Here is a 25,827-nt window from a genome sequence, read left to right on the forward strand (position 1 = left end):
CCCGACTGTTCGGGCGAGGGGGAGTTCAAGGGAACGGCATGAAGATGAAGCTCGCGGTCGCGTTGGCGGTGATCCTGGCCGCGGCTCTGCCGAACGTCGGGACCGCCGCCGGCAAGACGACCGGCTATGACGTCTCGATCACCGCCCTGATGGCCAACCCCGAGTACCGGGCCAAACTGCCGGTCGGGGTGAGGTACTATTTCGCCGACCAGCCGGTCACGGTGAAGTCCGGCCTCGGCCCGATCCACACCAGCCGCCGGACCAGCAACGGCAAGGGGCCGAGCGCCTGCGATTGGGCGATGGTCAGTGCCCTGGTGGCGTTGGGCGAGGAGGCTCAGAAGCGCGGCGGCAACGCCGTGGTCGGCATCCAGTCGAACCTCGAGGGGGTCGCGACCACTAGCCGCACCGTCTACCGCTGCGGTCTTGGGACGTTGATGGTCAATGTGGCATTGACCGGTGAGGCCGCGATCGTCGAGTAGACGCGTGCAGATTTTGTGTTGGGGGAAGTCATGAAGCGTTTCAAGATCGCCATCCTGGCGACGGTTCTGGTCGCGGGCCTGACGCCCGTCGGCGCCTGGGCCTGGGGGAACGAGATCCGCGCCTACAGCTATGAGGCGGTGCTGGGCGACCCGGAGTTCATCGCCAGGGCGCCGGCCGGGGTGAAGCTCTATTTCGGGGACCAGCCGGCGGCCGTGAAGTCGCAGATCGGCCCCACCAAGAGCTCGCGCAAGCGGCCGACGCCGGCCCGCAAGACGCCGATCAGCACCGCCTGCCGGACCGTCGCCCGCGATGCGCTGGTCGCCATGGCCCTCGACGCCCAGAAGCGCGGCGGCAACGCCGTCATCGGCATCAGTTCCAACTTCGACGGCAACCTGAACGCCAGCGTCGATCGCTACGACTGCGCGATTGGGGCACAGATGCTCGGCGTCGCCCTGAGCGGCACGGTCGCCGTCGTCGAGTAGATCTGTCTTTTTTCAGATGGTCGCGCCGGCCGGCGCGAAAGAGGAGAGTTTGGGATGAAGTTCAAGACTCTGGCCGTGCTGGCGCTGCCGGTGCTGGCCTTCGCCGTGGCCCCGATGTCGTCGACCGCAGCGTCTCGCGGCAAGGACAAGATGCTCGACATGTCGATCCAGAGCGCCTTCCATCATCCGCTGGTCGAGGACAAGATTCCCAAGGACATCAAGTTCTACTTCGGCGACCAGCCGGTGACCGTGAAACAGGTGCTCGGTCCGGTCCGGTCCAGCCGCAAGACCAGCAATGGCAAGGGCGCCGCCGTCACCTGCCCCTGGGCCCTGACCAGCGCCCTGGTCGCTTTGGCCGAGGAGGCGCGCCTGCAGGGCGGCAACGCCGTGGTCGGCATCAAGTCCAACTTCGGCAACATCGAGACCAGCAGCAGCAGCACCTACCGGTGCGGCGTCGGCGGCATGATGGTCGGCGTCGCCCTGAAGGGCGACATCGCAGTGGTCGAGTAGCGTCGTGATGGCCCAGCTGGTTCCTCATGGACGGCGGCTCGCCGTCGCCGTCCTGGCGCTTGCCGCGCTGCTCGGCCCGAGCCTCGGCCAGGCCGCCGCCACCAAGCCCACCGACGTGGTCCTCGATGCGCCGTTGTCGGTTCTCGAAAAGCCCGAAAACCTTGATCGGCTCGGCCGCGACATCACCTTCAAGTTCGCCGACGCCCCGGGTCCGATACCGCCCGAGGGCCGGATACGGTCCCGCAAGCAGGCGCGTAACACCAACAGGGGCGCCGAGGCCGACTGTGAGGAGGCCTTGATGGCCACGCTCGAGTCGATTGCGATCTCGGCTCGCAAGCGCGGCGGGACGCGGGTGGTCAACCTGCGCTCCTTCTGGGGCGGTTATCCGACGTCCAGCAGCCAGACCTACAAATGCGGTCGCGGCAAATCGCTCACCAGCGTGTCGCTGGTCGGTGTTCTCGAAGGTCCCAACTGATGTCGCCTCGCCTGATTTTGACGGCTGTGCTGGGCGGCCTCCTCCTCGTCGGCGCGAGCGGCGCCGCCAAGGGCGGACCCCAGTACCTCGACGTCTCGGTCGCGCCGCTGTTCCGCAACGCCGAGTTGGTGGCCAAACTGCCGGCCGACGTGCGCTTCACCTTCGGCGCCCAGCCGGTCGAGGTGGTTCAGAAATTCGGCGCGACCCGCAGCAGCCGGGCCACCGTCAAGGGCGCCCGCACGATCAGCGACGCCTGCCGCTGGGCGCTGCTGGGCGCGCTCAAGAGCATGGGCGACCAGGCCAAGGCCGCCGGCGGCAACGCCGTCATCGGCCTGCGCTCGACGCTCGACGACCAGCCGGGGACTGACACCACCTTCCGCTGCCGGACCTCCAACAGCATCGTCCACGTCGCCGTCTCGGGCGAACTGGCGCAGGTGAAATAGGGACGCGTCTCTGGCACACCTCCGGTCATGAGCTTTCGTCCGTGCGCGGTGATTCCCGCCTACAACCACTATCTGCGCCTCGGGCCGGTGATCGCGGGCGTGCGGGCGCTCGGCCTCGACGTCTTCGTCATCGATGACGGCAACCTCGAGCCGGCGCGGTCCGGCCTGGCGGCCTTCCATGCGCCGGAGCGGGGCGTCACGGTCGTCCGGCGGCCAACCAATGGCGGCAAGGGCGCGGCGGTGATGGACGGCTTCCGCCACGCCGCCCAGGCCGGTTTCACCCACGCCCTGCAGATCGACGCCGACGGCCAGCATGAGCCGGAACAGGCGGCGAAGTTCGTCGAGCTCGCCCGCGCCAACCCGACGGCGGTGATCGCCGGGCAGGCGACCTATGACGACACCGTGCCCAAGGCCCGCAAATTCGGCCGCTGGATCACCCACTTCTGGGTCTGGGTGGAGACCGCCTCCTTCGACATCGCCGACAGCATGTGCGGCTTCCGGCTCTATCCGCTTGGGCCGACGCTGAAGACGATTACGTCCGAGCACATCGGCCCGCGCATGCAGTTCGACACCGAGATCCTGGTCCAGCTGCACTGGCGCCGCACGCCGGTGATCAATGTGCCGGTGCAGGTGGTCTATCCGCCCGACAACACCTCAAACTTCCGGATGCTGGCCGACAATGTGCGGATCAGCCTGATGCACCTGGGGCTGATCCTGCAGGCGCCGGTGAGGCTGCCGCTCAAGCTTCTGCGGAAGCGGCCAAGCTAGATCCTCCTTCGGCGCGCCGCAGGCGCGACGGGGGAGGGGGACCGCCGGCCCGACTCAGGGCCGGTGGTGGAGGGGGCCGCGCCCCCCCCCCCCGCGCCGGCTCGTCAGCACGGGGCGGGTTCTGGCGCGGTCGAAACACCCGCGTTCATGATCAACCCCATCCGCCGGCGCTGCCCCCTCCACCACCGCCTTCGGCGGCGGTCCCCCTCCCCCGTGACGCTGCGCGCCCCGAAGGAGGATTTTCAGCGCCACACGAGGCTGAGGACGAACCCAGGCTCCGGCAGCGTCTGCAGCAGCCAGGCCTCGCCGACGGCGATCGGCGCGGCGGAGGTATTGCCCCCCGCGATCCTGATCAGCGCCGGCTCCGGATCCCGCCCAAAGGCCTTGAACCAGGCTTCCCCGAAGGTCCAGCCGCGGAAGAATTGCTCGGGCGTCACCGCCTCGGCGGCGCCCAGGTAGTGCTCGGCGATCTCGGCCATGCGGCGGCGCGGATCGATCCACTCGACGTCGATGCCGAGGTGGGTGACCGGCGGGGCGGCCACGGCGGCGGCGATCAGGCCCCGGCCGTGGCTGCGTGAAAACAGCGTTGTGGCCGGGTCCAGTTCGGCCTGGAGGGCGCGGGTTGCCGCGCTTTCCAGGGCTTTGGGTGGGCGCTGGCCCGGTTCGTAGTCCGGCAGGCGGCGAACGGCGTATCGAGGCCGCCCGTCCATCTGGTTGTCAGACCAACGAGCCGTGGCAGTGCTTGAACTTCTTGCCTGAACCGCAGGGACAGGCGGCGTTGCGGCTGGTGCGTTCCCAGCCGTCCGGCAGGGCCGAGACGGGCAGGGCCGAGCGCTGCTGGCTGTCGAGATCGGCGCCGGCGGCGGCCAGGCTGCGGGCCCGTTCGTTCTCGCCGGTGTTGGGGTCCATGTGGATTTCCTGCAGGCCGGCGAGCGGGTCGGGCTCGGGGTCGGCGTACTGGAACTCGACGGTCATCAGCCAACGGGTGGTGTTGGTCCGCAGGTTCGACAGCAGGGTCTCGAACAGGCTGAAGGCCTCGGTCTTGTACTCGTTCAGCGGGTCGCGCTGGCCGTAGCCGCGCAGGCCGATGACGTTGCGCAGGTGGTCCAGGTGCATCAGGTGCTCGCGCCACTGCAGATCGATCATCTGCAGCAGGAAGTTCTTCTCGACCGAGCGCATCTGTTCGGCGCTGAGGATGGTCTCGCGCTCGGCGGCGCGGGCGTCGGCGGCGGCGTTGACCCGCTCCTCGATCTCCTCGTTGGCGATGCCTTCCTCGGCGGCCCACTCCTTGATCGGCAGCTGCAGGCCGAGGATGGCTTCGCAGCGCTCGGTCAGGCCGTCGACGTCCCACTGCTCGGCATAGGCCTTGGGCGGCAGATGGCGATTGACCATGTCCTCAACAGTGTCCTTGCGCATCTCGGTGATGAACTCGGACAGGTCGGAAGCCTCCATGAACTCCTGGCGCTGCTCGAACACGGCCTTGCGCTGGTCGTTGACGACGTCGTCGTACTTCAGGAGGTTCTTGCGGATCTCGTAGTTGCGCTGCTCGACGCGCTTCTGGGCGGTGGCGATGGCGCTGTTCAGCCACTTGTGGGTGATGGCCTCGCCTTCCTGCACCCCGAAGGAGCGCATGATGGCGTCGAGGCGATCGCCGGCGAAGATGCGCAGCAGGTCGTCCTCGCAGCAGAGGAAGAACTTCGAGCGGCCGGGGTCGCCCTGACGGCCGGTGCGGCCGCGCAGCTGGTTGTCGATGCGGCGGCTTTCATGGCGCTCGGTGCCCAGGACGTAGAGGCCGCCCTCGCGCAGGGCGTGGGCCTTGGCTTCGGCGATCTGGGCCTCGAAGGCGGCCTTTTCCTCGGCCTCGACCTTGCCGTCCGGCTCGATGCCCAGGCCCAGCTGCTCCTGGCGCCACTTGGCCAGGTGCATCTCGACGTTGCCGCCCAGCTGGATGTCGGTGCCGCGGCCGGCCATGTTGGTGGCGATGGTCACCGCCCCGGGCACGCCGGCGTCGGCGACGATCAGGGCCTCCTGGTCGTGGTAGCGCGCGTTCAGCACGCTGTGCGGGATGCCCTTGACGGTCTTGCCGTCGATTTCGAACTTATGCTCGCTGAGCAGTTCCGAGAGCTGCTCGGACTTCTCGATCGAGACGGTGCCGACCAGGATCGGCTGGCCGCGGCGATAGCAGTCCTCGATCTGGGCGATGATGGCGACGTTCTTTTCGGCGGCGGTCCGGTAGACCTCGTCGTCCTCGTCGATGCGGGCGATCGGGCGGTTGGTCGGGACTTCGAGGACGTCCATCTTGTAGATGTCGCCGAATTCCTGGGCCTCGGTCGCGGCCGTGCCGGTCATGCCCGACAGCTTCTTGTAGAGGCGGAAGTAGTTCTGGATGGTCACCGAGGCCAGGGTCTGGTTCTCGGGCTGGATGTCGGCGCCTTCCTTGGCCTCGATGGCCTGGTGCAGGCCTTCCGACAGCCGGCGGCCGGTCATCATCCGGCCGGTGAACTCGTCGATCAGGATGATCTCGCCGGCCTTGACGATGTAGTCCTTGTCGCGCTGGTAGATGACGTTGGCGCGCAGCGCCTGGTTCACATGGTGGACGATGGAGACGTTGGCGGCGTCGTAGAGGCCGGCGGTGTCCTCGCCCAGGTGGTTGCCGGCGATCAGCATGTTCTCGACGTTTTCCTGACCGATCTCGGTCAGCAGCACCTGGCGCTGTTTCTCGTCGTACTCGTAGTTGGTCTTGTCGAGGATCAGCTCTTTCACGATCAGGTCGACGATCTTGTAGAGCTCGCTGCGGTCCTCGGTCGGGCCGGAGATGATCAGCGGCGTGCGGGCCTCGTCGATGAGGATGGAGTCGACTTCGTCGACGATGACGAAGTTGTGGCCGCGCTGGACCATCTCGCTGACGTCGTAGACGAGGTTGTCGCGCAGGTAATCGAAGCCGAACTCGTTGTTGGTGCCGTAGGTGATGTCGCTGCGGTAGGACTGCTGGCGCTGGCCCTGGCTCAGGCCGTTGACGATGACCCCGACGCTCAGGCCCAGGAATTGATAGACGCGGCCCATCCATTCGGCGTCGCGGCTGGCCAGGTAGTCGTTGACGGTGATGACGTGGACGCCCTTGCCCTCGAGCGCATTGAGGTAGGTCGGCAGGGTGGCGACCAGGGTCTTGCCTTCGCCGGTCCGCATCTCGGCGATACCGCCTTTGTGCAGGATCATGCCGCCGACCATCTGCACGTCGTAGTGCCGCTGGCCCAGCACCCGCTTGGAGGCCTCGCGGACCACCGCGAAGGCTTCGACCAGCAGTTGATCGAGGGTTTCGCCCTTCTCCAGCCGCGCCTTGAACTCGGCGGTCTTGTCGCGCAGCTCGGTGTCGCTGAGGGCGGTCATGGCCGGCTCGAGGGCGTTGATCTTGGCGACCTGGGCGGCGAAGGCCTTGACCTGACGGTCATTGGCGGAACCGAAGAGCTTTCTAGCGAAGCCGAGCATGTAGGGAATAGGTCCGTATAGAAGTGACTGGCGTGGGCGCAAACGCCCGGGAACACGCCAGAAAACCGCATTTCAAGCGCGCGGGAGACTTAAGCAGCGACCCCCCCGAAGTCAACGCGCGCACCCGTGACAAGGGCGCCCATTGCAGGGTCGCTCGCGCGCTGATAGCGATGCGGCAACGAGCGGCCAGCGTCTTCACGGCCGCAACCCAAGAGGTCGGGGATGCCCACGAAACCTAAGCGGAAGTCTGGCGAAACCGGTGAAGTGCTCCGGGATCTGCTGACCTTCGAGCGGCTCCTGACGGGGCCGGTTATCCATCTCATCTACTGGGCCGGCCTGGGCGTCATCGTGCTGGGGGCCTTCGGCTCGATCGGCGCCGCCATCGGCGTGGCGCTGAAGGAGCAGGAGATCGTCGGCAAGCTCCTGGCCATTCCGCTGGCCGTCGCCGGGATGCTGATCTGTTTCGCCCTGGTGCTGCTGTGGCGCTCCTTCTGCGAGTTCTACGTGGCGGTGTTCCGCATCGCCGACGACCTGAAGGGCCTGCGCATCGCCGCCGAGCGGGAAGTGGGCGGCCCGGTCAACACCGGCGGCCCGCCGCAGCGGCCGTTCGCGGGCTAGGCCGAACCTCCCGGTCCGATGTCGCGGCTGGACACGACGCTTTTCGCCCTGACGCTCGACGACGACTGGGTCCGGGTCGCGGGCGACATGCAGGGCCGCTACCTGTTCGAGTCGCCGCTGCGCGATGCCAGCCTGACGATCTCTGCCGAGGTCATGGTCACGGCGGCCGACGAGCTGGACGCCGTGGCGCGAAAGCTGGCCGACCACCGCATCGAGACCCACCTCACCGCCGCCCAGGCGCACGGCTGGCTGTTCGACATGGTCGACCCGGTCATCGTCACCCAGGACTGGGGCCGGATGGTCGCCTACCACGGGGCCTTGCGGGCCGGCGGGGCGTTCAGCTTCGTCGGGCTGGTGCTACCCGCCGGGGTGGTCAGCCTGTTCGCGGAGTCGGAAACGGCCTCGGGGGACTCGCTGGACTCCATTCTGGGCGAAGTCGCGGCCGGGATGGAAATTTAGCGCCATAAATTGCTTAAAAATCAATATGTTACGGAATATGTCTAGACATATTCATCGCTAATCTGAGCCTTTCCGTCCCTTTTTTCGGCTGTTTCCGCGCCGCCCGCCCGCCGCGTAGGTCGCCGGAAGCACAAAGCGACCTACAAACCCCGCTGGTCGGCCTACGCACCGACCTACGTCCGGGGCGACATTCGCGGCCCTTGGGCCAACGCAAAAGCCCACGGACCGCGGGATTTCGCCGGTTTGTCGCGGCCAATGAAATGCGCACGGCTTTTTTGTAGGCCTGTCGGGGCGCGGTATAATGGATCGCCGCTTCGATAGCCCTCAGCCCCGCAGCGCCGCCTCCACCGCCCGCAGCGCCGGCTTGGCCCGCCCCGCGCCGTCGAACAGCAGCGGGGTGTCGGCGCCATTCTCCTTGACCAGCCAGCTCTCGGGGTCGCGCACGCCCCAGACGGTGAAGGCGAACTGCTGGGCCTCGGGCAAGGCTGCGAAGGCGGTTATGGCCTCGGCGTAGAGGCGGGCCTGGGCCGCCTCCTTCTCTTCGCGGGAGACGAACCAGCCGCCGGCCCGGACGATGGAGACGTCCATCTCCGAGACGTGGACCTTGAGACCGAAGCGGGCCAGGGCCTCGATCGTCCGGGTCAGGGCGCCGGCGGGCAGGTCGGCGTTGCAATGGGTCTGGCAGCCGATGCCGGTGATCGGCGCGCCGGCCTTCAGCAGGCGGTCGATCAGGCGCTGGTACTGGTCGAGCTTGGCCGGGTTGCTCTCCAGATTGTAGTCGTTGACCAGCAGCACCGCCTGCGGATCGGCGGCGTGGGCGACGTGGAAGGCGCGGACCATGTGGTCGATCTCGCCGAGGCGCCGGCTCCACAGATGGTCGCGCAAACCGGACCCGTCATCGCGGATCGGCTCGTTGATGACATCCCAGCCGCTGGCCTGGCCCCGGTAGCGGCCGACGAAGGCGGTGATGTAGGCATCATAGGCGCGGGCGAAGCTGGTGCGGCTCTCGTCCAGGTTCACGAAGGCGGCCGGCGCCTGAGCATACCAGACCAGGGTGTGGCCGAAGAGGCGCAGGCCCCGGGCCCGGGCGAAGGCGGCGATGGCGTCGGGGCGGTCGAAGCGGAAGGAGCCGTCATCGAGGACGGTGTATTCCATCTTCATCTCCCACTCGGCGGTGAGCTGGGAGAAGTGCTCGCCGACCAGGGCGGCGTAGGCCGGATCTTCGAGCAGACGGACCTGGACGCAGGTCCCGATCGGGAAGGGGGCCAGGGACTTCAGCGGGGCCACGGGACCGCCGGCCGGCTGGCCGTTGGCCTTGGGCCCACAGGCGGCAAGGGCAAGGGCGGAGCCGAGGACGGCGCGCCGGGTCGCGGAAGTCACCGCGCCGACACCCGGCGCAGGCCCAGCTCGTCGAGGGCGGCCGTCTCGCGGCGGCTTTCTTCCTTGCGGGCGGCGGCGGCGACCTTGGTCGCCACCTGTTCGTACTTCTTGAGACCTTCGAAGGCTTCGCCCAGCGCGTCGCGGGCCCCTTCCTCTTCGGCGGCCAGGCTGTCGATGCGGTCCTGGATGGCCTTGCGGCGGACCTTCAACCCTTCGCGGAAGCCGACCATGTACCAGCCGGCCTCGGCGCAGGCGCGGGCGTTGATCAGTTCCGTTTCGGCCTCGGCCTCCAGCACGGCCATCTTCAGCTCGCACTGGGTGCGGGCGTCGACGATGACGCTGAGGCGCTTCTGCAGTTCCTCGACCTGGAAGGTCGAGAGGCGGATCAGGGAGCCGACGGCCTTCATGCGAACTCACCCTGGTGCAGAATCTGGTCGAGATGGGCGAAACTGTCCTCGAGCGAGGTCGCCTCATGGGCGTCCTGGCTGAGGAAGGCCTCGATGGCCGGGTTCAGGGCAATGGCGCGGTCGACCACCGGGTCGGCCCCGGCCCGATAGGCGCCGATGCGGATCAGCTCTTCCATGTTGGCCCAGGCGGCCATCACCTGGCGGGCGCCCTTGACCACGTCGCGTTCGTCCATGTTCTGGCAGCCGGGCATGGTGCGGCTGATCGACTTGAGGACGTTGATCGCCGGGAAGCGCCCACGCTCGGCGATGGCCCGTTCCATGACGATGTGGCCGTCGAGAATACCGCGCACGGCGTCGGCGATCGGCTCGTTGTGATCGTCGCCGTCGACCAGCACCGTGAACAGGCCGGTGATCGGTCCCGCCGTGGTGCCGTCGGGCCGCACGGGGCCGGGGCCGGCGCGTTCGAGCAGCTTGGGCAGCTCGGTGAAGACGGTGGGGGTATAGCCCTTGGTGGTCGGCGGTTCGCCGGCGGCCAGGCCGATCTCGCGCTGGGCCATGGCGAAGCGGGTGACGCTGTCCATCAGGCAGAGGACTTCCATGTCCTGGTCGCGCAGGGCTTCGGCCACGGCCAGCGTCATGTAGGCGGCCTGGCGGCGCTTGAGGGCCGGCTCGTCGCTGGTGGCGACGATGACCACGGCGCGCTTGAGGCCCTCTTCGCCGAGGGTCTCCTCGATGAACTCACGGACTTCGCGACCCCGCTCGCCGATCAGACCCACCACGACGGCGTCGCAGTCGGCCTGGCGGGCCAGCATGGAGAGCAGCACCGACTTGCCGACGCCGGACCCGGCGAAGATGCCCAGGCGCTGGCCCCGGCAGGTGGTGGTGAAGACGTTCATGGCGCGGACGCCGAGATCGAGCCGCTCGCCGACCCGGCCACGGGCGTGGGCCGGCGGCGGGGAGGCGCGCAGGGGATAGCTGGCCTCGCCCTGGGGCAGGGGGCCCTTGCCGTCGATGGGCTCGCCGAAGGCGTCGACGATGCGGCCGAGCCAGGCCTTGCTGGGGCGGACGCTGGCGCCGTCCGGTTGGATGCGGATCTCGGCCCCGGGGGCGACGCCCTCGACCGGGCCGAAGGGCATGAGCAGGGCGCGGCTGTCGCGGAAGCCGACGACCTCGGCGGCCAGCGGCGTGGCGGCCCGGCGGGTGATCTCGGCCCGGGCCCCGACGGCGAGGTGGGAAAGCCCGCCGCGGGCCTCGATCAACAGCCCGTTCACGGCCGCCACCCGACCGTAGACGGTCAGGGGTTCGATACGCTCGACGGCGGCGATGAGACTGCGCAAGGCGGGGAAAATCCGGAGCGTGTTACAGGCGATGATTCTGGGCTCGCGGCCTTAACCGGTGGTGAAGACTCGGTGCGGCGAAACGGCAGTTCCTCCCCCAGGCGCGCAGCGCCGATACGGGGGAGGCGGCAGCCGCGTAGCGGCTGACGGAGGGGGTCTCCAATCCCTGCCGGCGGCCGAGCCTGTTGGCCTGGCCGCCGCCGGTGGGGACCCCCTCCACCATCGCTGCGCGATGGTCCCCCTCCCCCGAAAGGGGGAGGAACTGTGACTACCGCTTCAGGTCCGGCGGCGTCGCTTCCGCCGTCAGCATCGCGATGGCGTCCTCGACCGTGACGATCGTCTGCTCCTGGCTGCCCAGGCGGCGGATGGCGACCTGGCCGGCTTCGGCTTCGTTGCGGCCGACGACGGCGATGACCGGAACCTTGGCCAGGCTATGCTCGCGGATCTTGTAGCCGACCTTCTCGTTGCGAAGATCGGTCTCGACCCGCAGGCCGGCGGCCTTGAACTTCGCGGCCGTCGCCAGCGCGAACTCATCGGCGTCGGAGGTGATCGTCGCCACCACGGCCTGGACCGGCGACAGCCACAGCGGGAAGGCCCCGCCGTAGTTCTCGATCAGGATGCCGAGGAAGCGCTCGAAGGTGCCGAGGATGGCGCGGTGGAGCATGACTGGCCGGTGCTTCTGGCCGTCCTCGCCGACGTATTCGGCGTCGAGGCGGTCAGGCAGCACGAAGTCGAGCTGCAGCGTGCCGCATTGCCAGGTGCGGCCGATGGCGTCCTTCAGGTGGAACTCCAGCTTGGGGCCGTAGAAGGCGCCCTCGCCCGGCAGCATCTCGACCGTCATGCCGGCGGCGATGGCGGCCCGTTCCAGCTTACTCTCGGCGATGTCCCAGACCTCGTCCGTGCCGGCCCGCAGGTCCGGGCGCAGGGCCAGTTTGACGCTGTGCAGCTCGACGCCCAGGTCCTCGTAGACCTGGTAGAGGAGCTTCACGAAGGTCGTCGTTTCGTCCTCGATCTGGTCGTCGCGGCAGAAGATGTGGCCGTCGTCCTGGGTGAAGGCCCGCACCCGCATGATGCCGTGTAGGCCGCCCGAGGGCTCGAATCGATGGCAGGCGCCGAACTCGGCCATACGCAGGGGCAGCTCGCGGTAGGATTTCTGGCCGACGTTGAAGATCTGCACGTGGCCGGGGCAGTTCATCGGCTTGACGGCCAGGCTCTCGCCCTCGTCCGTCTCGCAGGTGAACATGGCGTGGCCGAACTTCTCCCAGTGGCCCGACTTTTCCCAGAGGGAGCGGTCGAGGATCTGGGGCGTCTTGACCTCGACGTAGCCGCCGGCCTCGGTCATGCGGCGCATGTAGGCCTCCAGGGCGCGGTACATCGTCCAGCCCTTGGGGTGCCAGAACACCATGCCCTTGCCCTCTTCCTGGATGTGGAAGAGGTCCATGATCTTGCCGATCTTGCGGTGGTCGCGCTTCTCGGCCTCCTCGACGCGCTTGAGGTAGGCGGCCAGGTCCTCTTCCGAGGCCCAGGCCGTGCCGTAGATGCGCTGCAGCTGGGCGTTGTTCTGGTCGCCGCGCCAGTAGGCGCCGGCCAGCTTGGTCAGCTTGAAGGCCTTGCCGATGTGCTTCGTCGACGGCAGGTGGGGGCCGCGGCAGAGGTCCTTCCAGGCGCCCTGGCGATAGACGCTGATCGGCTCGGTCGTCGGCAGGTCGCGGATGATCTGCGCCTTGTACTGTTCGCCGATGCTGTCGAAGTGGGCGATGGCCTCGTCGCGGTCCCACTCCTCGCGAACGATCTTTTCGTCGCGGTCGACGATCTCGCGCATCTTCTTCTCGATGGCCGCGAAGTCGTCCGTCGAGAAGGGCTCGTTGCGGGCGAAGTCGTAGTAGAAGCCGTCCTCGACATTGGGGCCGATGGTCACCTGCGTGCCGGGGAACAGCTCCTGCACGGCCTCGGCCAGGACGTGGGCCGTGTCGTGGCGGATGGTGTCGAGGGCGTCGGGGTCGGAGCGGTCGACGAACTCGACCTTGCCGCTGGAGAGCGGGCGGTCGAAGTCGATCAGCTTGCCGTCCAGGCGGACCAGCAGGGTGCGCTTCTCAAGGCTTTTGGAGATGGCGGCGGCGACGTCGCGGCCGCTGCTGCCTTCGGGATACTGACGGACGCTGCCGTCGGGAAAAATCAGGTCGATCATGACACTTCGCATTTCTTGGGTGGGGGGACGGGGTCGTAGCCCGATCCTCCCCAGGGATGGCATCTGCACAGGCGATGGACGGTCAGGTAGCCGCCTTTGATCGGTCCGTGCTGGATCAGGGCGTCGCGGCCGTAGTCCGAACAGGTAGGAAGAAAGCGGCACTGGCGCCCCGTCCACGGGGACAGCGTGACCTTGTAGGCGCGGTGCGCCAGCCGGACGCTGCGTTCATAGAGGGTCATGCCGACGCATTGGAATGGGTGAACGAAGCCCGGCGCTTATCCCCGCCACCGCGAGGGATCAAGCCGCGTCGGCGCCGCTAGTTCGAGCCTCAAGACGTTCTTGGGCCTGTCGGACAGCAGCCAGCGCCGCTTCGAAAGCCAAGAGGCTCGAGGCGTGGCGGGCGGGATAGTCCTTCACGGGCATCAACACGGCCAGGTCCTTGAATCGTCCTTCAGGCGGGGGTCCGCCTTCCTTCAACATAGCACGGAATGCATCGCGGGCCGTTTCAATTTCGTCACTCGACGCGCCGATGACGCTCTCGCCGAGCACGGCGGCGGCGGCCTGGCCCAGCGCGCAGGCCTGAACGTCCTGGGCGAAATCGGCGACATGGCCGGCCTCATCCAGCACCACATCGGCGACGATGCGGCTGCCGCAGAGCTTGGCGATCCGCTCGGCCGAGCCCTGCGGCGCGGGCAAACGGCCGGCGCGCGGCATGTTGGCGGCCAGGTTCAGGATGCGGGCGCTGTAGAGGTCGTCGATCATCGGGGCTTATTTGGGAGGTCGCCGCCCGCATGCCAACGTTTCTCGGCCTCGGCCTTCAGCGCCTCGCCCATCTGTTCGTAGGCCTGGCGGATCTTGGAGCGGATGGCGCGGGGCACGGCGAAGTCGACCAGCAGGCCATCGTAGACCTCGCCGTTGGAGAAGATGCAGCTGCCCGGGGTCAGTTCCTCGATCTCCAGGAAGCGGGTGCCGGTGACCCAGCCGCGCATCATCTTGGTGCGCCAGTGGATGTGGTCGTAGGGCGCCCAGTCGAGCACGACGGGGCGGATGTTGTGGACCTTGAGGCCCGGCACATGCTCGTCGATGTCCAGGACCTCGCCGATGCGGATGGTCCCGGCGGCGCGCGGATACATCGGACACCAGTCGCCCCAGTGTTCGAGGTCGGAGAGCACCTCCCAGATGGCGTCGGAGGACGCCTGGATTCCGATGCGGTTCTCGATCTTCATGCGTTACTCGGGCGGTCTCTCGGGCAGGGGGCCGATGTAGGGAGGCTGTGCGCCAGCTAGAAAATCCTCATACAGGTCTTTCCAGGTCGGATTGAAGGCCTCGATTAGCCGGATTTTCCAAGAGCGGTTCCAGTGTTTGAGTTGGCGTTCGCGGGCCTTTGCGCCTTCACGGGTGTCGTGGAGCGAGAACCAGACCAGCAGATCGACATCGTATTTCGCGGTGAACCCCCGTCGGGTCTTGTTCTTGTGCTGCCAGGTTCGGACGGTGAGGTTGTCGGTATGGCCGGTGTAGATCGTGCCGTTTGGACCGCTGGCAAGAAGGTAGACGTAGAACCCCACACCTCACCCCACCCACCGATCATGCTCGCGAAGGCGAGCATCCATGCGTAGGCGGCAGCCTAGCAGGCGTCTGGGATGTGGCTAGCAATGCATGGGTCCTCGCCTTCGCGAGGACGCACGGTGGAGGGGGAGAGGCTTGCGCCTACTCCCCGGCCGCCTTCAGCCGCCAAGTGGCCCCTTGCGCGCCGTCCATCACCACCACGCCCAATGCATCCAGCTCCCCGCGGATTCTGTCCGCCGTCGGCCAGTCCTTCGACGCCCGGGCTTCCCCGCGCTGCACCAGCAGGGCCTCGACCTGGTCCTTCAGGCCGTCGGCGGCGGCGCCCTGGAACCACTCCCCGGGAGCCTTCTGCAGGAAGCCCAGCAGGGCGCCGGCGGTGACCAGGTCGTCGCGGGCCCCGGCGATGGCGGCCTTGTCGCCCTCGGCGATGGCCGTGCGCAGGTCGTCCGACAGGGCGAACAGGGCCGACAGAGCCTTGGGCGTATTGAGGTCGTCGAGCAGGGCGTAGGTGACGTCCGCCGCCTTCTCCCCGACTTCCGCTCCAGCCTTGGCGGAGCCGACCTCGCGGGCGGCGTCCTGCAGGGCGCCGTAGAGGCGGTCCAGGGCCTTGCGGCTCTGGTCGAGCAGGCTCTCGGTCCAGTCGAGCGGCTGGCGGTAGTGGGCGCTGAGCAGGGCCCAGCGGACCAGTTCGCCCGGCACGACCCGGAGGAGCTCATGCGGGATGATGACGTTGCCCAGGCTCTTGGACATTTTCGTGCCGTCCATGTCCAGGAAGCCGTTGTGCATCCAGAAGCGGGCGAACTCGCCGCCCTGGTGGGCGCAGGTCGCCTGGGCCAGCTCGTTCTCATGGTGCGGGAACACCAGGTCGATGCCGCCGCCATGGATGTCGATGGGCAGGCCGAGCACCTGTTCGATCATCGTCGAGCATTCGCTGTGCCAGCCGGGGCGGCCATCGCCCCATGGCGAGCGCCAGCGGGGCTCGTGCGGCTTCGACGGCTTCCACAGCACGAAGTCGGCCGGGTGGCGCTTGTAGGGGGCGACCTCGACGCGGGCCCCGGCGATCATGTCGTCGAGGCTGCGACCGGACAGGGCGCCGTAGTCCTTGGCCGCCTGGGTGTCGAACAGCACATGGCCCTCGGCCTCGTAGGCGCCGCCCTTGGCGATCAGGTCGGCGATGGCCTCGACCATCTCCTTGATGAAATCCGTCGCCTTCGGCTGATGCGTCGGGCGCAGGGCGCCGAGCGCATCCATGTCTTCCAGATAGGCGGCGAAGTAGCGCTCGGTGATCACCGAGATGTCGACGCCCTCGTCGGCGGCCTTCTGGTTGATCTTGTCGTCGACGTCGGTGACGTTGCGCGCATAGACGACGTGATCCTCGCCATGCAGGTGGCGCAGCAGGCGGAACAGCACGTCAAAAACCACCACCGGACGGGCGTTGCCGATGTGGGCGTAGCCATAGACCGTGGGGCCGCAGACATACATCGTCACCCGCTTGTCGTTGGCGGGAACGAAGGGCCGCTTCTTGCGGGCCATGGTGTCATAGAGCTTCAGGGTCATGATTTGCTTTGTGGTGACGTGACGTAAGGAGTTGCCGGGGCGGCGGGCGGTCCCATATAGCTGTCGTGAACCGGCGAGGCCACGCCTGCCGGCGATGTGATTTGAGGTGGCACGCGTCATTCCGGAGCGGTGGTCGTTCCGGCGCAACTCAGCCTCAAGGGACCCTCTCCGAAGATGGACGCTATCACCGAGCGAACCCTGGCCGTGTCCGGCCTTGATCTTGAACCCGTACAGCGTCCGACCCGCGAGCAGGCCATGGACGCCGTTCGTACGCTGATCGCCTGGGCCGGCGACGATCCGCGCCGCGAAGGGGTGATCGATACGCCCAAGCGGGTGGTCGACGCCTATGCCGAATGGTTCGAAGGCTACACCGCCGATCCGGGCAAGGAGCTTTCGCGCATTTTCGAGGATGTGCAGGGCTACGACGACATCGTCTTCTTGAAAGACATCGAGGTCGAGAGCCACTGCGAGCACCACATGGCCCCGTTCCTCGGCAAGGCCTACGTCGCCTACATGCCGACCAACCGGGTGGTGGGGATTTCGAAGCTGGCGCGGGTGGTGGAGATCTTCGCCAAGCGGCTGCAGACCCAGGAAACCATGACCCAGCAGATCGCCGATGCGATCTGTGACTCGCTGAAGCCGGCGGGCGTGGCCATCCTGATCGACGCCGAACACCAGTGCATGACCACCCGCGGCGTGCACCACCGCCACGTCTCGACGATCACCACCCAGTTCCGCGGGGTGTTCAAGACCGACACCAGCCTGCGCGACCGGTTCCTGGAGTTCGTTTCGATGGCGAAGCGCTGAGCCCAACCTCCCTCCCCGAATTGGGGAGGGCAGACGCGCGAAGCGCGTCGGGTGGGGAAGCGCCAAGCGCCGCGGTTCTGGCGCAACCCACTTCCCCACCCGGCGCTTCGCGCCACCCTCCCCAATTCGGGGAGGGAGGAGGACCGATGTTCCCCACCGCTCCTGACACTGCAAGCCTCGAACGCGGCGCCGTCATCGCGCCGCGCTTCGACGCCAATGGCCTGATCGCCGCCATTGCCCAGCACGCCGACACCGGCGAGGTGCTGATGCTGGCCTGGATGAACGCGCAGGCGCTGAAGCTGACCCTCGACACCGGCGAGGCCCACTACTTCAGCCGCTCACGCAATGCGCTCTGGAAGAAGGGCGAGACCAGCGGTCAGGTCCAGGTCGTCGTCGAGGCCCGCCTCGACTGCGACCAGGACGCGGTGCTGCTCAAGGTGCGGCCACAGGGCGACGGCGGCGCCTGCCACGTCGGGTTTCGGTCGTGCTTCTACCGGCTGGTCGTGGACGGCCAGCTGGTCGAACGTCCCTAGGAGATCCGGCTGACGCCCGTCCCGTCCGGCGTGACGGTGAAGGTTCGCAGCGTCTTCACCTCATACTCCGGCGCGTAGATGGTCGAGACCGTCACAAAGTCGGCCACCGCCTTGGCCCGCGTCAGGGTCAGCTTCACGAACCCCTTCACGCCGCTATCGCAGAACTTCACCTCCGGATTGCGCGCCACCAGCGCCTCGTTCAACGGCGCCCCCGGCAGCATGTCGGCGAACCCCGGGCTGGTGACGCCGGTGGCGCCGAACTCGGCGGCGACCAGCTTGCCCGAGGCGTCGGAGAGTTCGTTGGCCCAGAAGCTGTGGCTGTCGCCCGACAGCACGATCGGCCGGGCGCCTGCCGCCTTGAAGGCGTCGAAGACCCGTTCGCGGGCGGCCGGATAGCCGTCCCATTGGTCGAGGTTGACCGGGATCGGCGTCGCTGACAGCTGCGAGGCGACGGTCACCGCCTTGGCGACGTATTCCGGCACCGTGGCGAGCATCTTGCCCCAGGCCTCCTCGCCCATGGTCTTGCGCAGGTCGGGCGACAGCACCTTGCCCATGACGATCTGGTTGCCGATCACCTGCCAGGTCTCGCCGGCCTTGACCGAGCGGGTCAGCTCCTCGCCCAGCCAGGCCTCCTGCTTCGGATCCATCAGCCGGCGGGCCGGGTCATTCAGCCTGGTCATGAAGCCGGCGATGTCGGGCTTGCCGTCGGCGCCGATCAGGTCGCGGCCGGCGTCGAGGGCCTCGCCGCGAGCGGTCAGCCGGGTCTCGGTCATCAGCAGGGTGGCCAGGTCGCCGAAGCGGAAGGACCGGTAGATGGCCTCGGCCATGGCCCCCTTGGGCTCGCGGATCGGCATCCACTCGAAATAGGCCTTCAGGGCGGCGGCCTTACGGCTCGCCCAGTCGCCTTCGCCCTTGTCGGGGTTGTGGTTCTCGGCCCCGCCAGCCCAGCTGTCGTTGGCGGTCTCATGGTCGTCCCAGACGACGATCCAGGCGGCGCGGGCATGGGCCGCCTGCAGCTGGGGATCGCCCTTGTAGCAGGCGTGGCGGCGGCGGTAGTCGGCCAGGGTGACGATCTCGGTCGGCGGATCGAGCTTGCGGTCCTTGGCGACCGGCGAGCCAGCGCCATACTGGTCGGCCCCGTACTCGTAGATGTAGTCGCCCAGGTGCACGACGGCATCGACGCGGTCCATCTTGGCGATGGCCCCGTAGGCGTTGAAATAGCCCTGGATGAACAGCGAGCAGCTGGCCACGGCCAGCACGACCTCGTCGGTCTTCTGCGGCAGGGTGCGGGCCCGGCCCGTGGCTGAGCGGACGTCGCCGACCTTGAACTGGTAGAAGTATTCGATGCCGGGTTTCAGGCCGTCGACATCGACCTTGATGGTCCAGTCGCGGTCGGGCGAGGCGGTGACCTTGATCACCCGGGCCTTGGTCAGCTTGGCGTCCGTGCCGATGCGCAGCTCGCCCTCGATGTCCTCGACGCCGTGGCCCTCGTGCGGGGTCAGGCGGGTCCAGACGATCAGCCGGTCCTGCAGCGGATCGCCCGAGGCGACGCCGTGGTTGAAGGCGCCCATGACATGGCCGTGCGCCTGGGCCGAGCCGGCGATGGCGGTTGCGCCGAGGCCGAAGCAAGCCAGCAGTTTGCGTCTGTCGATGTTCATGGCGGACCCCCTTGGACGCGTTGTTGCGTTCTCGTCTGCCCCCATCCGACAACAAGGCGATGACAGTGTCCAGCGCAACAGTTCCTCCTCCGGCGCGCAGCGACGGGGGAGGAACTGTCTGGTTCCTAGAACTTCCACCCGATGCTGGCTCCCACCATGCGCGGGGCGCCGGGGATGAAGGTCGGCAGGCCGAGGCTGTCGCCGGTGTTGCCGGCGTCGATGATGTAGTCCTCGTCGGTCAGGTTGGTGGCGAACAGCTCCACCGTCACCTTGGTGTTCGCCGGCCTGTAGCTGGCCCGCAGGTTGACCAGGCCGTAGGCGTCCTGGCTCTCGTCCTGGATGTTGTCGGCGACGAAGGCGCCCGGCGGCTGCTGGAAGACCGAGCGGTCGTTGTTGTCGTCGAAAAACACCTCCGACTGCCAGCTGTAGCTGGGCCGGATGTCGAAGGTCCCGCCCAGGGCGTCGAAGGTCCAGCTGGCGGCCAGCGACAACGAATGGTCCGGCGACAGGCGGAAGTGGTTGCCGTCATAGGCCCCGCCGTCGAAGCGGGCATGGCTGTAGGCGTAGGTGGCGTAGAGGGTCAGGCCGTCCGTGACCCGCAGGTCGACCTGGCCCTCGAAACCATAGGCCTTGGCCTTGCCGGCGTTGGCGATGGTGAACACCACCCCATCCTGGATGACCGTCTGGAAGTCCTGGTAGTCGTAGAAGTACAGCGCGCCGTCCAGCCGCAGGCGGCCATCAAGCAGGGCGGCCTTGGCGCCGACCTCGTAGCTGTCGACCGTCTCGGCCTCGACGGCGTCGAAGCGCGGCGCGCCGCCGGGCGTGGTGGGAGCGCCGGTGGCCAGGATCTCGGGCCGGCGGCCGCGGGCGTAAGAGGCGTAGAGGTTGAGGTCGTCGCTGACCGCGTAGCGGCCGACCAGGCGCCAGGTGAAGGCCTCATCCTGGTGGCTGACCACCGTGCGGTCGCCATTGTTGGCCGTCGGCTGAAAGGTCAGGCCGAAGTTGGGCAGCAGGGCTTCCGGGATGGCCTGGACGAAGGGGCTCTGCAGGGCGCCGAGGAGGGCATTGGCCTGGGCCAGCATGGCGTTGCCCTGGGCGACGTTGGCCGGGACGCCGCTGGCGATCAGCTGGTTGGCCTGGCCGGCCAGCTGGGCCGCCCCGACCGCGCCGCCGAGCACGCTGCGCCCGCCGATGGTGAAGGAGCGGAAGCCGGTGTCCTTGTCGTCGCGGGTGTAGCGCAGGCCGGCCGAGACCTCGAACCTGTCGGTGACCGCGAAGGTCCCGTCGAGGAACAGGTCGACGGCAGTCAAGTCGCTGGTCGTCTGCACCGCTTCGACATGGTTGCCGCGCAGGTTGGCGGCGATGGCCTGGGCCTGGGCGGGCGTCAGCACGACGGCCGGGTCGAAGGCGGCGGTGTTCGGGTTCTCCGACAGCTGGGCGACCAGGCCCCGCAGCAGGGCGCCAGTGAAGGCGGTATTGTTGAAATAGGCCATCGGGGCCGGGGTGCCCACGGGCAGGCCCGAGCCGGCGGCCGAGGCGTTGAGCTGGCCGGTCAGGTCAGCCAGGCCGACGCGTTCGTCGAACTGCAGGGGGATGAACTGGTCGCTCTCGTTCTTGAACCAGCTGACGCCGGCGAAGCCCTTGAAGCGGCCGCCGTTGTCGAAGTTGACCCGCAGCTCCTGGCTCCACTGCCTGTCCTGGGCGTCGTTGAGGCCGGTCAGCAGGGGGAGGGACAGGCCGTCGGCGTCGAAGACCTCCGCACTTTTGAATTCGCGGTACGCCGTGATCGAGCTCAGGCTGAAGCTGTCGTTCAGGTCCCAGCTGATCAGGCCGGTGACGCCCTGCACGGTGCGGTCGACGCCCAGGTCGTCGCCGCCGATGAAGCCGGACGGGGCGGCGATGGCGGCGCCGTCGCGCACGTCCGTGCCGGCCAGCACGGCGCCGGTCACCGGGTCGGTCTGGTCGTAGTTCAGGGACTTGAAGGCGGTGCCGGCGGCGCGGTCCTGCTGCCAGTTGACCAGCAGGTCGGCGCGGAAACTGTCGTTCGGCTCATAGGCGACGGCCAGGCGCCAGGCGGCGGTGTCGACGGACTGGAAGTCTTCGCCCTCGCCCAGATTGTCCACATAGCCGTCGCGCTGGCGCCAGCGGCCGGCCAGGCGGATGGCGAAGGCGTCGCTGTAGGCGCCGTTGACCATGCCCTCGGCCTGCATCAGGCCGAAGTCGCCGCCGGTGACCTTCAGGGCGGCGTCGAAGCCGGACGGGTCGGCCTTGGCCTGGATGACGTTGACGGCGCCGATCAGGGCGCCGCGGCCGTAGAGGGTCGACTGCGGCCCCTTGGCCACCTCCACCCGCTCCAGGTCGAACAGCTCGACGTAGGAACCCTGCGCCTTCGAGATCGAGACGCCGTCCTGGAACACCGACACCCGGGCTTCGGAGAAGCTGTTGGTGTCGTCCGAGGTGATGCCGCGCATCACGAAGCCGGGGTTGTTGGGCGACTGGTCCTGAACCTCGAAGCCGGGGGTGAACAGCGCCAGGTCGGCGAAGTCCTCGACCCCCAGCTTGTCGAGCCGCTGGCCGCTGTAGGCGGTCAGGGCGATCGGCACGTCGACCGCCTGCTGCTCGCGCTTCTGGGCGGTGACGACGATCTCCTCGACGGCGTCCTGAGCATGGGCGGCGGTGGCGAAGACAATGGTGGAAACACCCGCTGCGGCGAGCAGCAGGCGGCGGTATGGCGGCGTCATAAGTTCGTATCCCCTCGAACCTGAACAGTGATCAGTCGGCCCTAGGGAGATTGCATGACGCTGTCACGACGAATGTGCGAAACCGGGACGTGAAAAGGGATTGCGGGGCGCCGGACAGCAAAGCGCCCCGGCCAGCGGGGCTGGCCGGGGCGCTCGCCGGAAGGGCGCTGACGTCGGGGGGAGATCAGCGCTTGCCGGTCGGCAGCCGGACCGCCGTGACGGTCGGGGTGTCGCTGGCGACGGCGGCCCCCGTGGGGGCGAGGCCGTTGAACATCTTGCCGTTGAACAGCTTGCCGTTGAAGGCGATGCCATTCAGCTGCAGGCCGTTGAACAGCCGGCCGTTCAGCTGCAGGCCATTCAGGGTGATGCCGTTGACGGACGTGCCGTTGAAACCGCAGCGCCACCGCGGGCAGGCTTCGCCGACGGGGCCGGCTTGGGCGGGCGCGGCGCCGGCGACGAGGGCGAAGGCGGTCGCGAAACCGGCGGCGGTGAGGCCGAGGGAGGTGGTCTTCATGGGTATTCCTTGAATGGAAGTCGGTTGCGGCGTTCGGCGCTGTGTCTAGCGGTTGGTCAGGCGCTTGCCGGCGGGCAGGCGGACGGCGGTGACCAGCGGAGCGTCGGTCGCCGGCGCGGCGCCGGTCTGGCTGACGCCGTTGAAATTCTTGCTGTTGAAGGCGACGCCGTTCATCTGCAGGCCGTTGAGCTGCAGGCCGTTCATTTCCCAGCCGTTGATCTGCCATCCATTGAGGGTGAGGCCATTCAGGTTGATGCCGTTCAGGCTGATGCCGTTGAAGCCGCAGCGCCATTGCGGGCAGGTGGTGCCGCCGCCGGAGGCGTGGGCCGGGGCGGGGCCGGCGGCGAGGGCGAAAGCGGCGGCGAAGCCGGCGGCGGCGAGAGCGATCGTTTTCATCTGGGCGTTCCTTCGAGCGGGCCGTCGCTTGCGGCCGTGTTGTTGTGTGGAGCGGCGTATAGGGGCGCCCTTGCGATGCAGGCAGGGGGAACGACGTTCGCCAAAATGCAGAACGAGGCGCGGGGCCGTGCATCGTTGTGCATCGATGCTTTGCATATCGATGCATCCATGCTCCTATCCCCGCTATGGGTGACGTCGCCGGATTTCCCGCCAAGCTTGAAATCGTCATGAAAACGCTGTCGCTCAGCCGTGGCCGGCTGGCGGCGGACCTGGGCGTCGACAAGTCGGTGGTGGCCCGCTGGGCGACCGGGGTGGTCAACCCCTCCGAGCACAACCTGTCCCGGCTGACCGAGCTGGTGGCGACCAGGCGGCCGGGCTTTTCGATGCTGCACTGGGACGCCACGACGGACGCCCTGCTGGCCTTCATGGGCGGCATGGCGACGGCGGCAGCGCCCCAGACCCACATGCCGGAGATGATCGGCCTGCCGCTGCCGGGCCTGGACGAGGCGCGGGCCGTGGCCGGCCGGCGACAGTCGGTGTTCGAGGGCTTCTGGCGCACGGTGCGCTGCTCGCTGATCGTTCCGGGCAAGCTGGTGCACGACCATGGCCTGGTGCGCCGCAACGCCAACGGCCTCTTGGAATTCTGGCTGGGCAGCTCGGGGGCGCGGTTCGAGGGCTGGATGCTGCCGCTGCAGGGCCAGGTGTTCGTGGTGCTCAGCGACCAGGCCCGCGACACCCAGCTCTACGCCATGCTCAGCGCCGTCGGCCTGCCGCGCGGCGAGATGTTCGACGGCATCATCCTGGCCCCGGCCCTGGACGTGGCCCGCACCCCGACGGCGGTGCCGGTCATCGTCGAGCGGATCGGCGAGCTGAGCGGCGACATCGACGCCGACGACGCCCGCTGCCGCGAACTGCAGGCCCAGGACGCCTCGGCCGACGAGAGCCAGATCAGCCCCGAGCTGAAGGCCCATCTGCTGCGCGACGTCGGGCCGATGGCGGCGGCCTCGGCGATCAAGCTGGACTGGCTGCGGCGGGTCGCGGCTACCTGATCTTCACCCGGGTATAGGTCAGCGCGCCCTTCTGGCGGGCGATCTCCGGCGTGCAGGGGCCGGCCAGGTTGGGGCTGGCCTTCCACAGGTCCGCGGCCTTCAAGAGGTCCGGCCAGCGGGTGCGGGCGACGCAGACGGCGCCGTCGGGACCCCAGCCGGCCTCGAAGCCGAACTCGGGATCGGCGCCCGATTCCCACTTCTGCAGGCCGACATCGTCCTGCATGTCGATGGCGGTGCCGTTGCGGGTGTGGGGCTGGCCCTTCCCGTCATAGTCGGCGCGGACCATGTGCTGGCAGGCCTGGTAGTGGCGCTCGAGCGGGCGGCCCTTGGCGTCCTGGCCCCAGGGGTCGTAGCCCCAGAGGATGCATTTGCCCTGCGAGCCGGAGGTGCAGGTCAGGAACCAGCTGCTGGGGTCCTTGATATATTTGCCGTCGGCGGTCCAGCGGCCGGCGACCGGAAAGCCGGCGCTGCGGTCGTAGGCGTCCTTGTCGCACAGCGGGCCCCAGGACCCGTCGGCCTGCTTCAGCTGGAAGTCGTGCAGCAGGACGCCGGGCCGTTCCTTCGACGGGGTGACGCTGTCGATGCGGACAGTGATGTCCCGGCCGTCCATGACCATGTCGAACTCGGCCCCGACCAGGTCGGGCGACTGCAGCACGCCCTCCGGGGTGGTGTAGACAAAACCGGTGCGGACCACCTTGAGGTCCGGCGGCGGGGCGGCAAACGCTGGCGTGGCCAGCAGGGCCAGGGCGGCGACGATCAGCGCGGCTTTCATGAGCCGATACTACCGATTGTCGGCGCGTCCGCTACGGGCGGCGATGCCGTTCATGCGCACGCCGTGGCGATGGGCGTCGGAAAAGGCGGGCTTGCCGGGCCGTAGGGCGGCGGCCAGGGCGGCGGCGAACTGAGCGAGAGTCTTCATCGGACTCATCCCTACGGTTCGCCGCGCCGGTTGGATCAAGTCAGATCGGCCTGTCACGCGGACTTCGGGCCCGGCGGGGTGACCAGGTTGCAAGGCGCCCCCCGCAGATAGTCGTCGATGTGCTTGACCGTCTGGTCCCAGAGCGTCTGCATCGCCTCCTCCGAGGCCCAGGCGACGTGCGGCGTGACGATGACGTTCGGGCGCTCCAGGACCGAAAGGAGAGGGTTGTCCGGCCGCGGCGGCTCGCTCGTCAGGACGTCGAACCCCGCCGCGCTGATCAGACCCGCGTCCAGCGCCTCGACCAGGGCCCGCTCGTCGACCAGTCCGCCGCGCGAGGTGTTGATCAGGATCGGGCGGCGCGACATCGCGTGGAACTCGGGCGTGGAAATCATCTTGCGCGTCGCGGGCGTCAACGGCGCATGCAGGGTGAGCACGTCGCTGGTCTCCAGCACCTCGTCCCAGGGCGTATGGAGCGGCTCCGGGTCGGTGACGCCCTTGCGGGCCGCGAACACCACCTCCATGCCCAGGGCCCGGCCGATCCGGCCGACGGCCTGACCGATCACCCCCCTGCCGATGATGCCGAGGCGCGCGCCGCTGAGGTCGCGGATGCTGTGATTGAAGAAGCAGAACTGATCGGCCTTCGCCCACTCGCCGCGGATCACGTCGTCGCGGTAGCCGATCAGGTTGCGCCGCAGCGCGAAGACCAGGGCGAACACGTGCTCCGGGACGGTGTTGATCGCATAGCCGCGCACGTTGGAGACGGCGACGCCGCGTTCGCTGCAGGCCTGGACATCGATGACGTCGTAGCCGGTGGCGGCGACCGAGATCATCTTGAGGCCGGGAAGCTGGGCCAGGGCCTCGGCCCGGATCGGGGCCTTGTTGGTGATCGCGATATCGGCGCCGCGCAGGCGCTCCGCCACCAGCTCGGGCGGGGTGCGGTCGAACGCCTCCCAACTGTGCGGCGCCTTGGGCCGGGTGATGGAAACGGTCGGGCCAATCGTCGCGCGATCCAGGAATACGATCTTCGTCATTGATGGCTCATTCTCATGTCCCT

29 protein-coding genes are annotated in these 25,827 nt (G+C 68.1%); 11 read left to right on the forward strand and 18 right to left on the reverse strand.

The features are described 5' to 3' along the window. Positions 1–38 precede the first annotated feature (38 nt). From AC1RSK_RS16900 to AC1RSK_RS16925, 6 genes are read left to right on the forward strand one after another with little or no spacing between them, the layout of a single operon-like run. On the forward strand, positions 39–479 hold the full coding sequence (locus tag AC1RSK_RS16900) for a hypothetical protein (protein WP_492908760.1): 441 nt from the start codon (positions 39–41) through the stop codon (positions 477–479). A 30-nt stretch (positions 480–509) separates the two neighbouring features. Next, positions 510–962: a hypothetical protein gene (locus tag AC1RSK_RS16905; protein ID WP_492908761.1), complete on the forward strand. Its 453-nt coding sequence runs from the start codon at positions 510–512 to the stop codon at positions 960–962. A 54-nt stretch (positions 963–1,016) separates the two neighbouring features. Next, a complete protein-coding gene (locus AC1RSK_RS16910) occupies positions 1,017–1,472 on the forward strand; it encodes a hypothetical protein (RefSeq protein WP_492908762.1) in 456 nt (151 codons plus the stop codon). 7 nt (positions 1,473–1,479) lie between these two features. Next, entirely contained in the window at positions 1,480–1,947 is a 468-nt protein-coding gene (locus AC1RSK_RS16915) for a hypothetical protein (protein ID WP_492908763.1), read from the forward strand. Further along, on the forward strand, positions 1,947–2,390 hold the full coding sequence (locus AC1RSK_RS16920) for a hypothetical protein (RefSeq protein WP_492908765.1): 444 nt from the start codon (positions 1,947–1,949) through the stop codon (positions 2,388–2,390). Before AC1RSK_RS16915 ends, AC1RSK_RS16920 begins: the two co-directional genes overlap by 1 nt. A gap of 27 nt (positions 2,391–2,417) precedes the next feature. Beyond that, complete coding sequence (locus tag AC1RSK_RS16925; RefSeq protein ID WP_492908766.1) at positions 2,418–3,158, forward strand: glycosyltransferase family 2 protein; 741 nt, start codon at positions 2,418–2,420, stop codon at positions 3,156–3,158. Positions 3,159–3,400: 242 nt separating this feature from the next. On the opposite strand, the gene AC1RSK_RS16930 is transcribed toward AC1RSK_RS16925, so the two are convergent. Together AC1RSK_RS16930 and secA are read right to left on the reverse strand one after the other, a co-directional pair. Then, positions 3,401–3,868: a hypothetical protein gene (locus AC1RSK_RS16930; protein WP_492908767.1), complete on the reverse strand. Its 468-nt coding sequence runs from the start codon at positions 3,866–3,868 to the stop codon at positions 3,401–3,403. A 7-nt stretch (positions 3,869–3,875) separates the two neighbouring features. Then, positions 3,876–6,644, reverse strand: a complete 2,769-nt coding sequence (gene secA / locus AC1RSK_RS16935) for a preprotein translocase subunit SecA (protein ID WP_492908768.1) — start codon at positions 6,642–6,644, stop codon at positions 3,876–3,878. Between the two features lie 222 nt (positions 6,645–6,866). On the opposite strand from secA, the gene AC1RSK_RS16940 reads away from it, so the two are divergent. Both AC1RSK_RS16940 and AC1RSK_RS16945 read left to right on the forward strand, forming a co-directional pair. After that, positions 6,867–7,262, forward strand: coding sequence for a DUF4282 domain-containing protein (locus AC1RSK_RS16940; protein ID WP_492908769.1), 396 nt, complete (start codon positions 6,867–6,869; stop codon positions 7,260–7,262). 18 nt (positions 7,263–7,280) lie between these two features. Then, positions 7,281–7,721 (forward strand): hypothetical protein, encoded by a 441-nt coding sequence (locus AC1RSK_RS16945; RefSeq protein WP_492908770.1) that lies wholly within the window; start codon positions 7,281–7,283, stop codon positions 7,719–7,721. A 324-nt stretch (positions 7,722–8,045) separates the two neighbouring features. Here the strand turns inward: AC1RSK_RS16945 and AC1RSK_RS16950 are convergent, their stop codons facing one another. The 9 genes from AC1RSK_RS16950 to cysS all read right to left on the reverse strand — a co-directional run bounded on the left by AC1RSK_RS16950 (position 8,046) and on the right by cysS (position 16,156). Beyond that, complete coding sequence (locus AC1RSK_RS16950) at positions 8,046–9,101, reverse strand: endo-1,4-beta-xylanase (RefSeq protein ID WP_492908771.1); 1,056 nt, start codon at positions 9,099–9,101, stop codon at positions 8,046–8,048. Then, a complete protein-coding gene (locus AC1RSK_RS16955) occupies positions 9,098–9,508 on the reverse strand; it encodes a flagellar export protein FliJ (RefSeq protein ID WP_492908772.1) in 411 nt (136 codons plus the stop codon). The genes AC1RSK_RS16950 and AC1RSK_RS16955 overlap by 4 nt, the downstream gene beginning before the upstream one ends. Beyond that, entirely contained in the window at positions 9,505–10,845 is a 1,341-nt protein-coding gene (fliI, locus tag AC1RSK_RS16960) for a flagellar protein export ATPase FliI (protein WP_492908773.1), read from the reverse strand. The genes AC1RSK_RS16955 and fliI overlap by 4 nt, the downstream gene beginning before the upstream one ends. Before the next feature lie 268 nt (positions 10,846–11,113). After that, complete coding sequence (thrS, locus tag AC1RSK_RS16965) at positions 11,114–13,033, reverse strand: threonine--tRNA ligase (RefSeq protein WP_492908774.1); 1,920 nt, start codon at positions 13,031–13,033, stop codon at positions 11,114–11,116. After that, positions 13,030–13,272: a membrane protein insertion efficiency factor YidD gene (yidD, locus tag AC1RSK_RS16970; protein ID WP_492908775.1), complete on the reverse strand. Its 243-nt coding sequence runs from the start codon at positions 13,270–13,272 to the stop codon at positions 13,030–13,032. Before yidD ends, thrS begins: the two co-directional genes overlap by 4 nt. Before the next feature lie 58 nt (positions 13,273–13,330). Continuing rightward, positions 13,331–13,795: an iron-sulfur cluster assembly scaffold protein gene (locus AC1RSK_RS16975; protein ID WP_492908776.1), complete on the reverse strand. Its 465-nt coding sequence runs from the start codon at positions 13,793–13,795 to the stop codon at positions 13,331–13,333. After that, a complete protein-coding gene (locus AC1RSK_RS16980; RefSeq protein WP_492908777.1) occupies positions 13,792–14,259 on the reverse strand; it encodes an SRPBCC family protein in 468 nt (155 codons plus the stop codon). Before AC1RSK_RS16980 ends, AC1RSK_RS16975 begins: the two co-directional genes overlap by 4 nt. A gap of 3 nt (positions 14,260–14,262) precedes the next feature. Then, on the reverse strand, positions 14,263–14,598 hold the full coding sequence (locus AC1RSK_RS16985; RefSeq protein ID WP_492908778.1) for a GIY-YIG nuclease family protein: 336 nt from the start codon (positions 14,596–14,598) through the stop codon (positions 14,263–14,265). Positions 14,599–14,740: 142 nt separating this feature from the next. Beyond that, positions 14,741–16,156: a cysteine--tRNA ligase gene (cysS, locus tag AC1RSK_RS16990; protein WP_492908780.1), complete on the reverse strand. Its 1,416-nt coding sequence runs from the start codon at positions 16,154–16,156 to the stop codon at positions 14,741–14,743. Positions 16,157–16,330: 174 nt separating this feature from the next. Between cysS and folE the strand changes: the two genes are divergently transcribed. Together folE and hisI are read left to right on the forward strand one after the other, a co-directional pair. After that, entirely contained in the window at positions 16,331–16,963 is a 633-nt protein-coding gene (gene folE, locus AC1RSK_RS16995; protein WP_492908781.1) for a GTP cyclohydrolase I FolE, read from the forward strand. A 146-nt stretch (positions 16,964–17,109) separates the two neighbouring features. Beyond that, positions 17,110–17,496 carry a phosphoribosyl-AMP cyclohydrolase gene (gene hisI / locus AC1RSK_RS17000; protein ID WP_492908782.1) on the forward strand — a complete coding sequence of 129 codons (387 nt, stop codon included), beginning with the start codon at positions 17,110–17,112 and terminating at the stop codon, positions 17,494–17,496. Here hisI and AC1RSK_RS17005 read toward each other — a convergent pair. The 4 genes from AC1RSK_RS17005 to AC1RSK_RS17020 form a co-directional block, all read right to left on the reverse strand. Continuing rightward, positions 17,493–19,154 (reverse strand): alkaline phosphatase D family protein, encoded by a 1,662-nt coding sequence (locus AC1RSK_RS17005; RefSeq protein ID WP_492908783.1) that lies wholly within the window; start codon positions 19,152–19,154, stop codon positions 17,493–17,495. The genes hisI and AC1RSK_RS17005 overlap by 4 nt on opposite strands. Before the next feature lie 125 nt (positions 19,155–19,279). Then, a complete protein-coding gene (locus tag AC1RSK_RS17010) occupies positions 19,280–21,895 on the reverse strand; it encodes a TonB-dependent receptor (RefSeq protein ID WP_492908784.1) in 2,616 nt (871 codons plus the stop codon). A gap of 184 nt (positions 21,896–22,079) precedes the next feature. Next, positions 22,080–22,409: a hypothetical protein gene (locus AC1RSK_RS17015; RefSeq protein ID WP_492908785.1), complete on the reverse strand. Its 330-nt coding sequence runs from the start codon at positions 22,407–22,409 to the stop codon at positions 22,080–22,082. A gap of 45 nt (positions 22,410–22,454) precedes the next feature. Beyond that, the gene (locus AC1RSK_RS17020) at positions 22,455–22,805 is read right to left on the reverse strand and encodes a hypothetical protein (RefSeq protein WP_492908786.1); all 351 of its coding nucleotides are present in this window, start codon (positions 22,803–22,805) and stop codon (positions 22,455–22,457) included. A 227-nt stretch (positions 22,806–23,032) separates the two neighbouring features. On the opposite strand from AC1RSK_RS17020, the gene AC1RSK_RS17025 reads away from it, so the two are divergent. Continuing rightward, positions 23,033–23,854, forward strand: a complete 822-nt coding sequence (locus tag AC1RSK_RS17025; RefSeq protein WP_492908787.1) for a helix-turn-helix domain-containing protein — start codon at positions 23,033–23,035, stop codon at positions 23,852–23,854. Here the strand turns inward: AC1RSK_RS17025 and AC1RSK_RS17030 are convergent. The 3 genes from AC1RSK_RS17030 to AC1RSK_RS17040 are packed head-to-tail and all read right to left on the reverse strand — an operon-like array spanning position 23,847 to position 25,804. Continuing rightward, positions 23,847–24,626, reverse strand: a complete 780-nt coding sequence (locus tag AC1RSK_RS17030) for an ADYC domain-containing protein (RefSeq protein ID WP_492908788.1) — start codon at positions 24,624–24,626, stop codon at positions 23,847–23,849. The genes AC1RSK_RS17025 and AC1RSK_RS17030 overlap by 8 nt on opposite strands. 9 nt (positions 24,627–24,635) lie before the next feature. Next, complete coding sequence (locus tag AC1RSK_RS17035; RefSeq protein WP_492908789.1) at positions 24,636–24,773, reverse strand: hypothetical protein; 138 nt, start codon at positions 24,771–24,773, stop codon at positions 24,636–24,638. A 53-nt stretch (positions 24,774–24,826) separates the two neighbouring features. Continuing rightward, entirely contained in the window at positions 24,827–25,804 is a 978-nt protein-coding gene (locus tag AC1RSK_RS17040; protein WP_492908790.1) for a D-2-hydroxyacid dehydrogenase, read from the reverse strand. Positions 25,805–25,827: the final 23 nt, after the last annotated feature.

It is taken from the genome of Caulobacter sp. GW821-FHT11A05 (assembly GCF_058809015.1).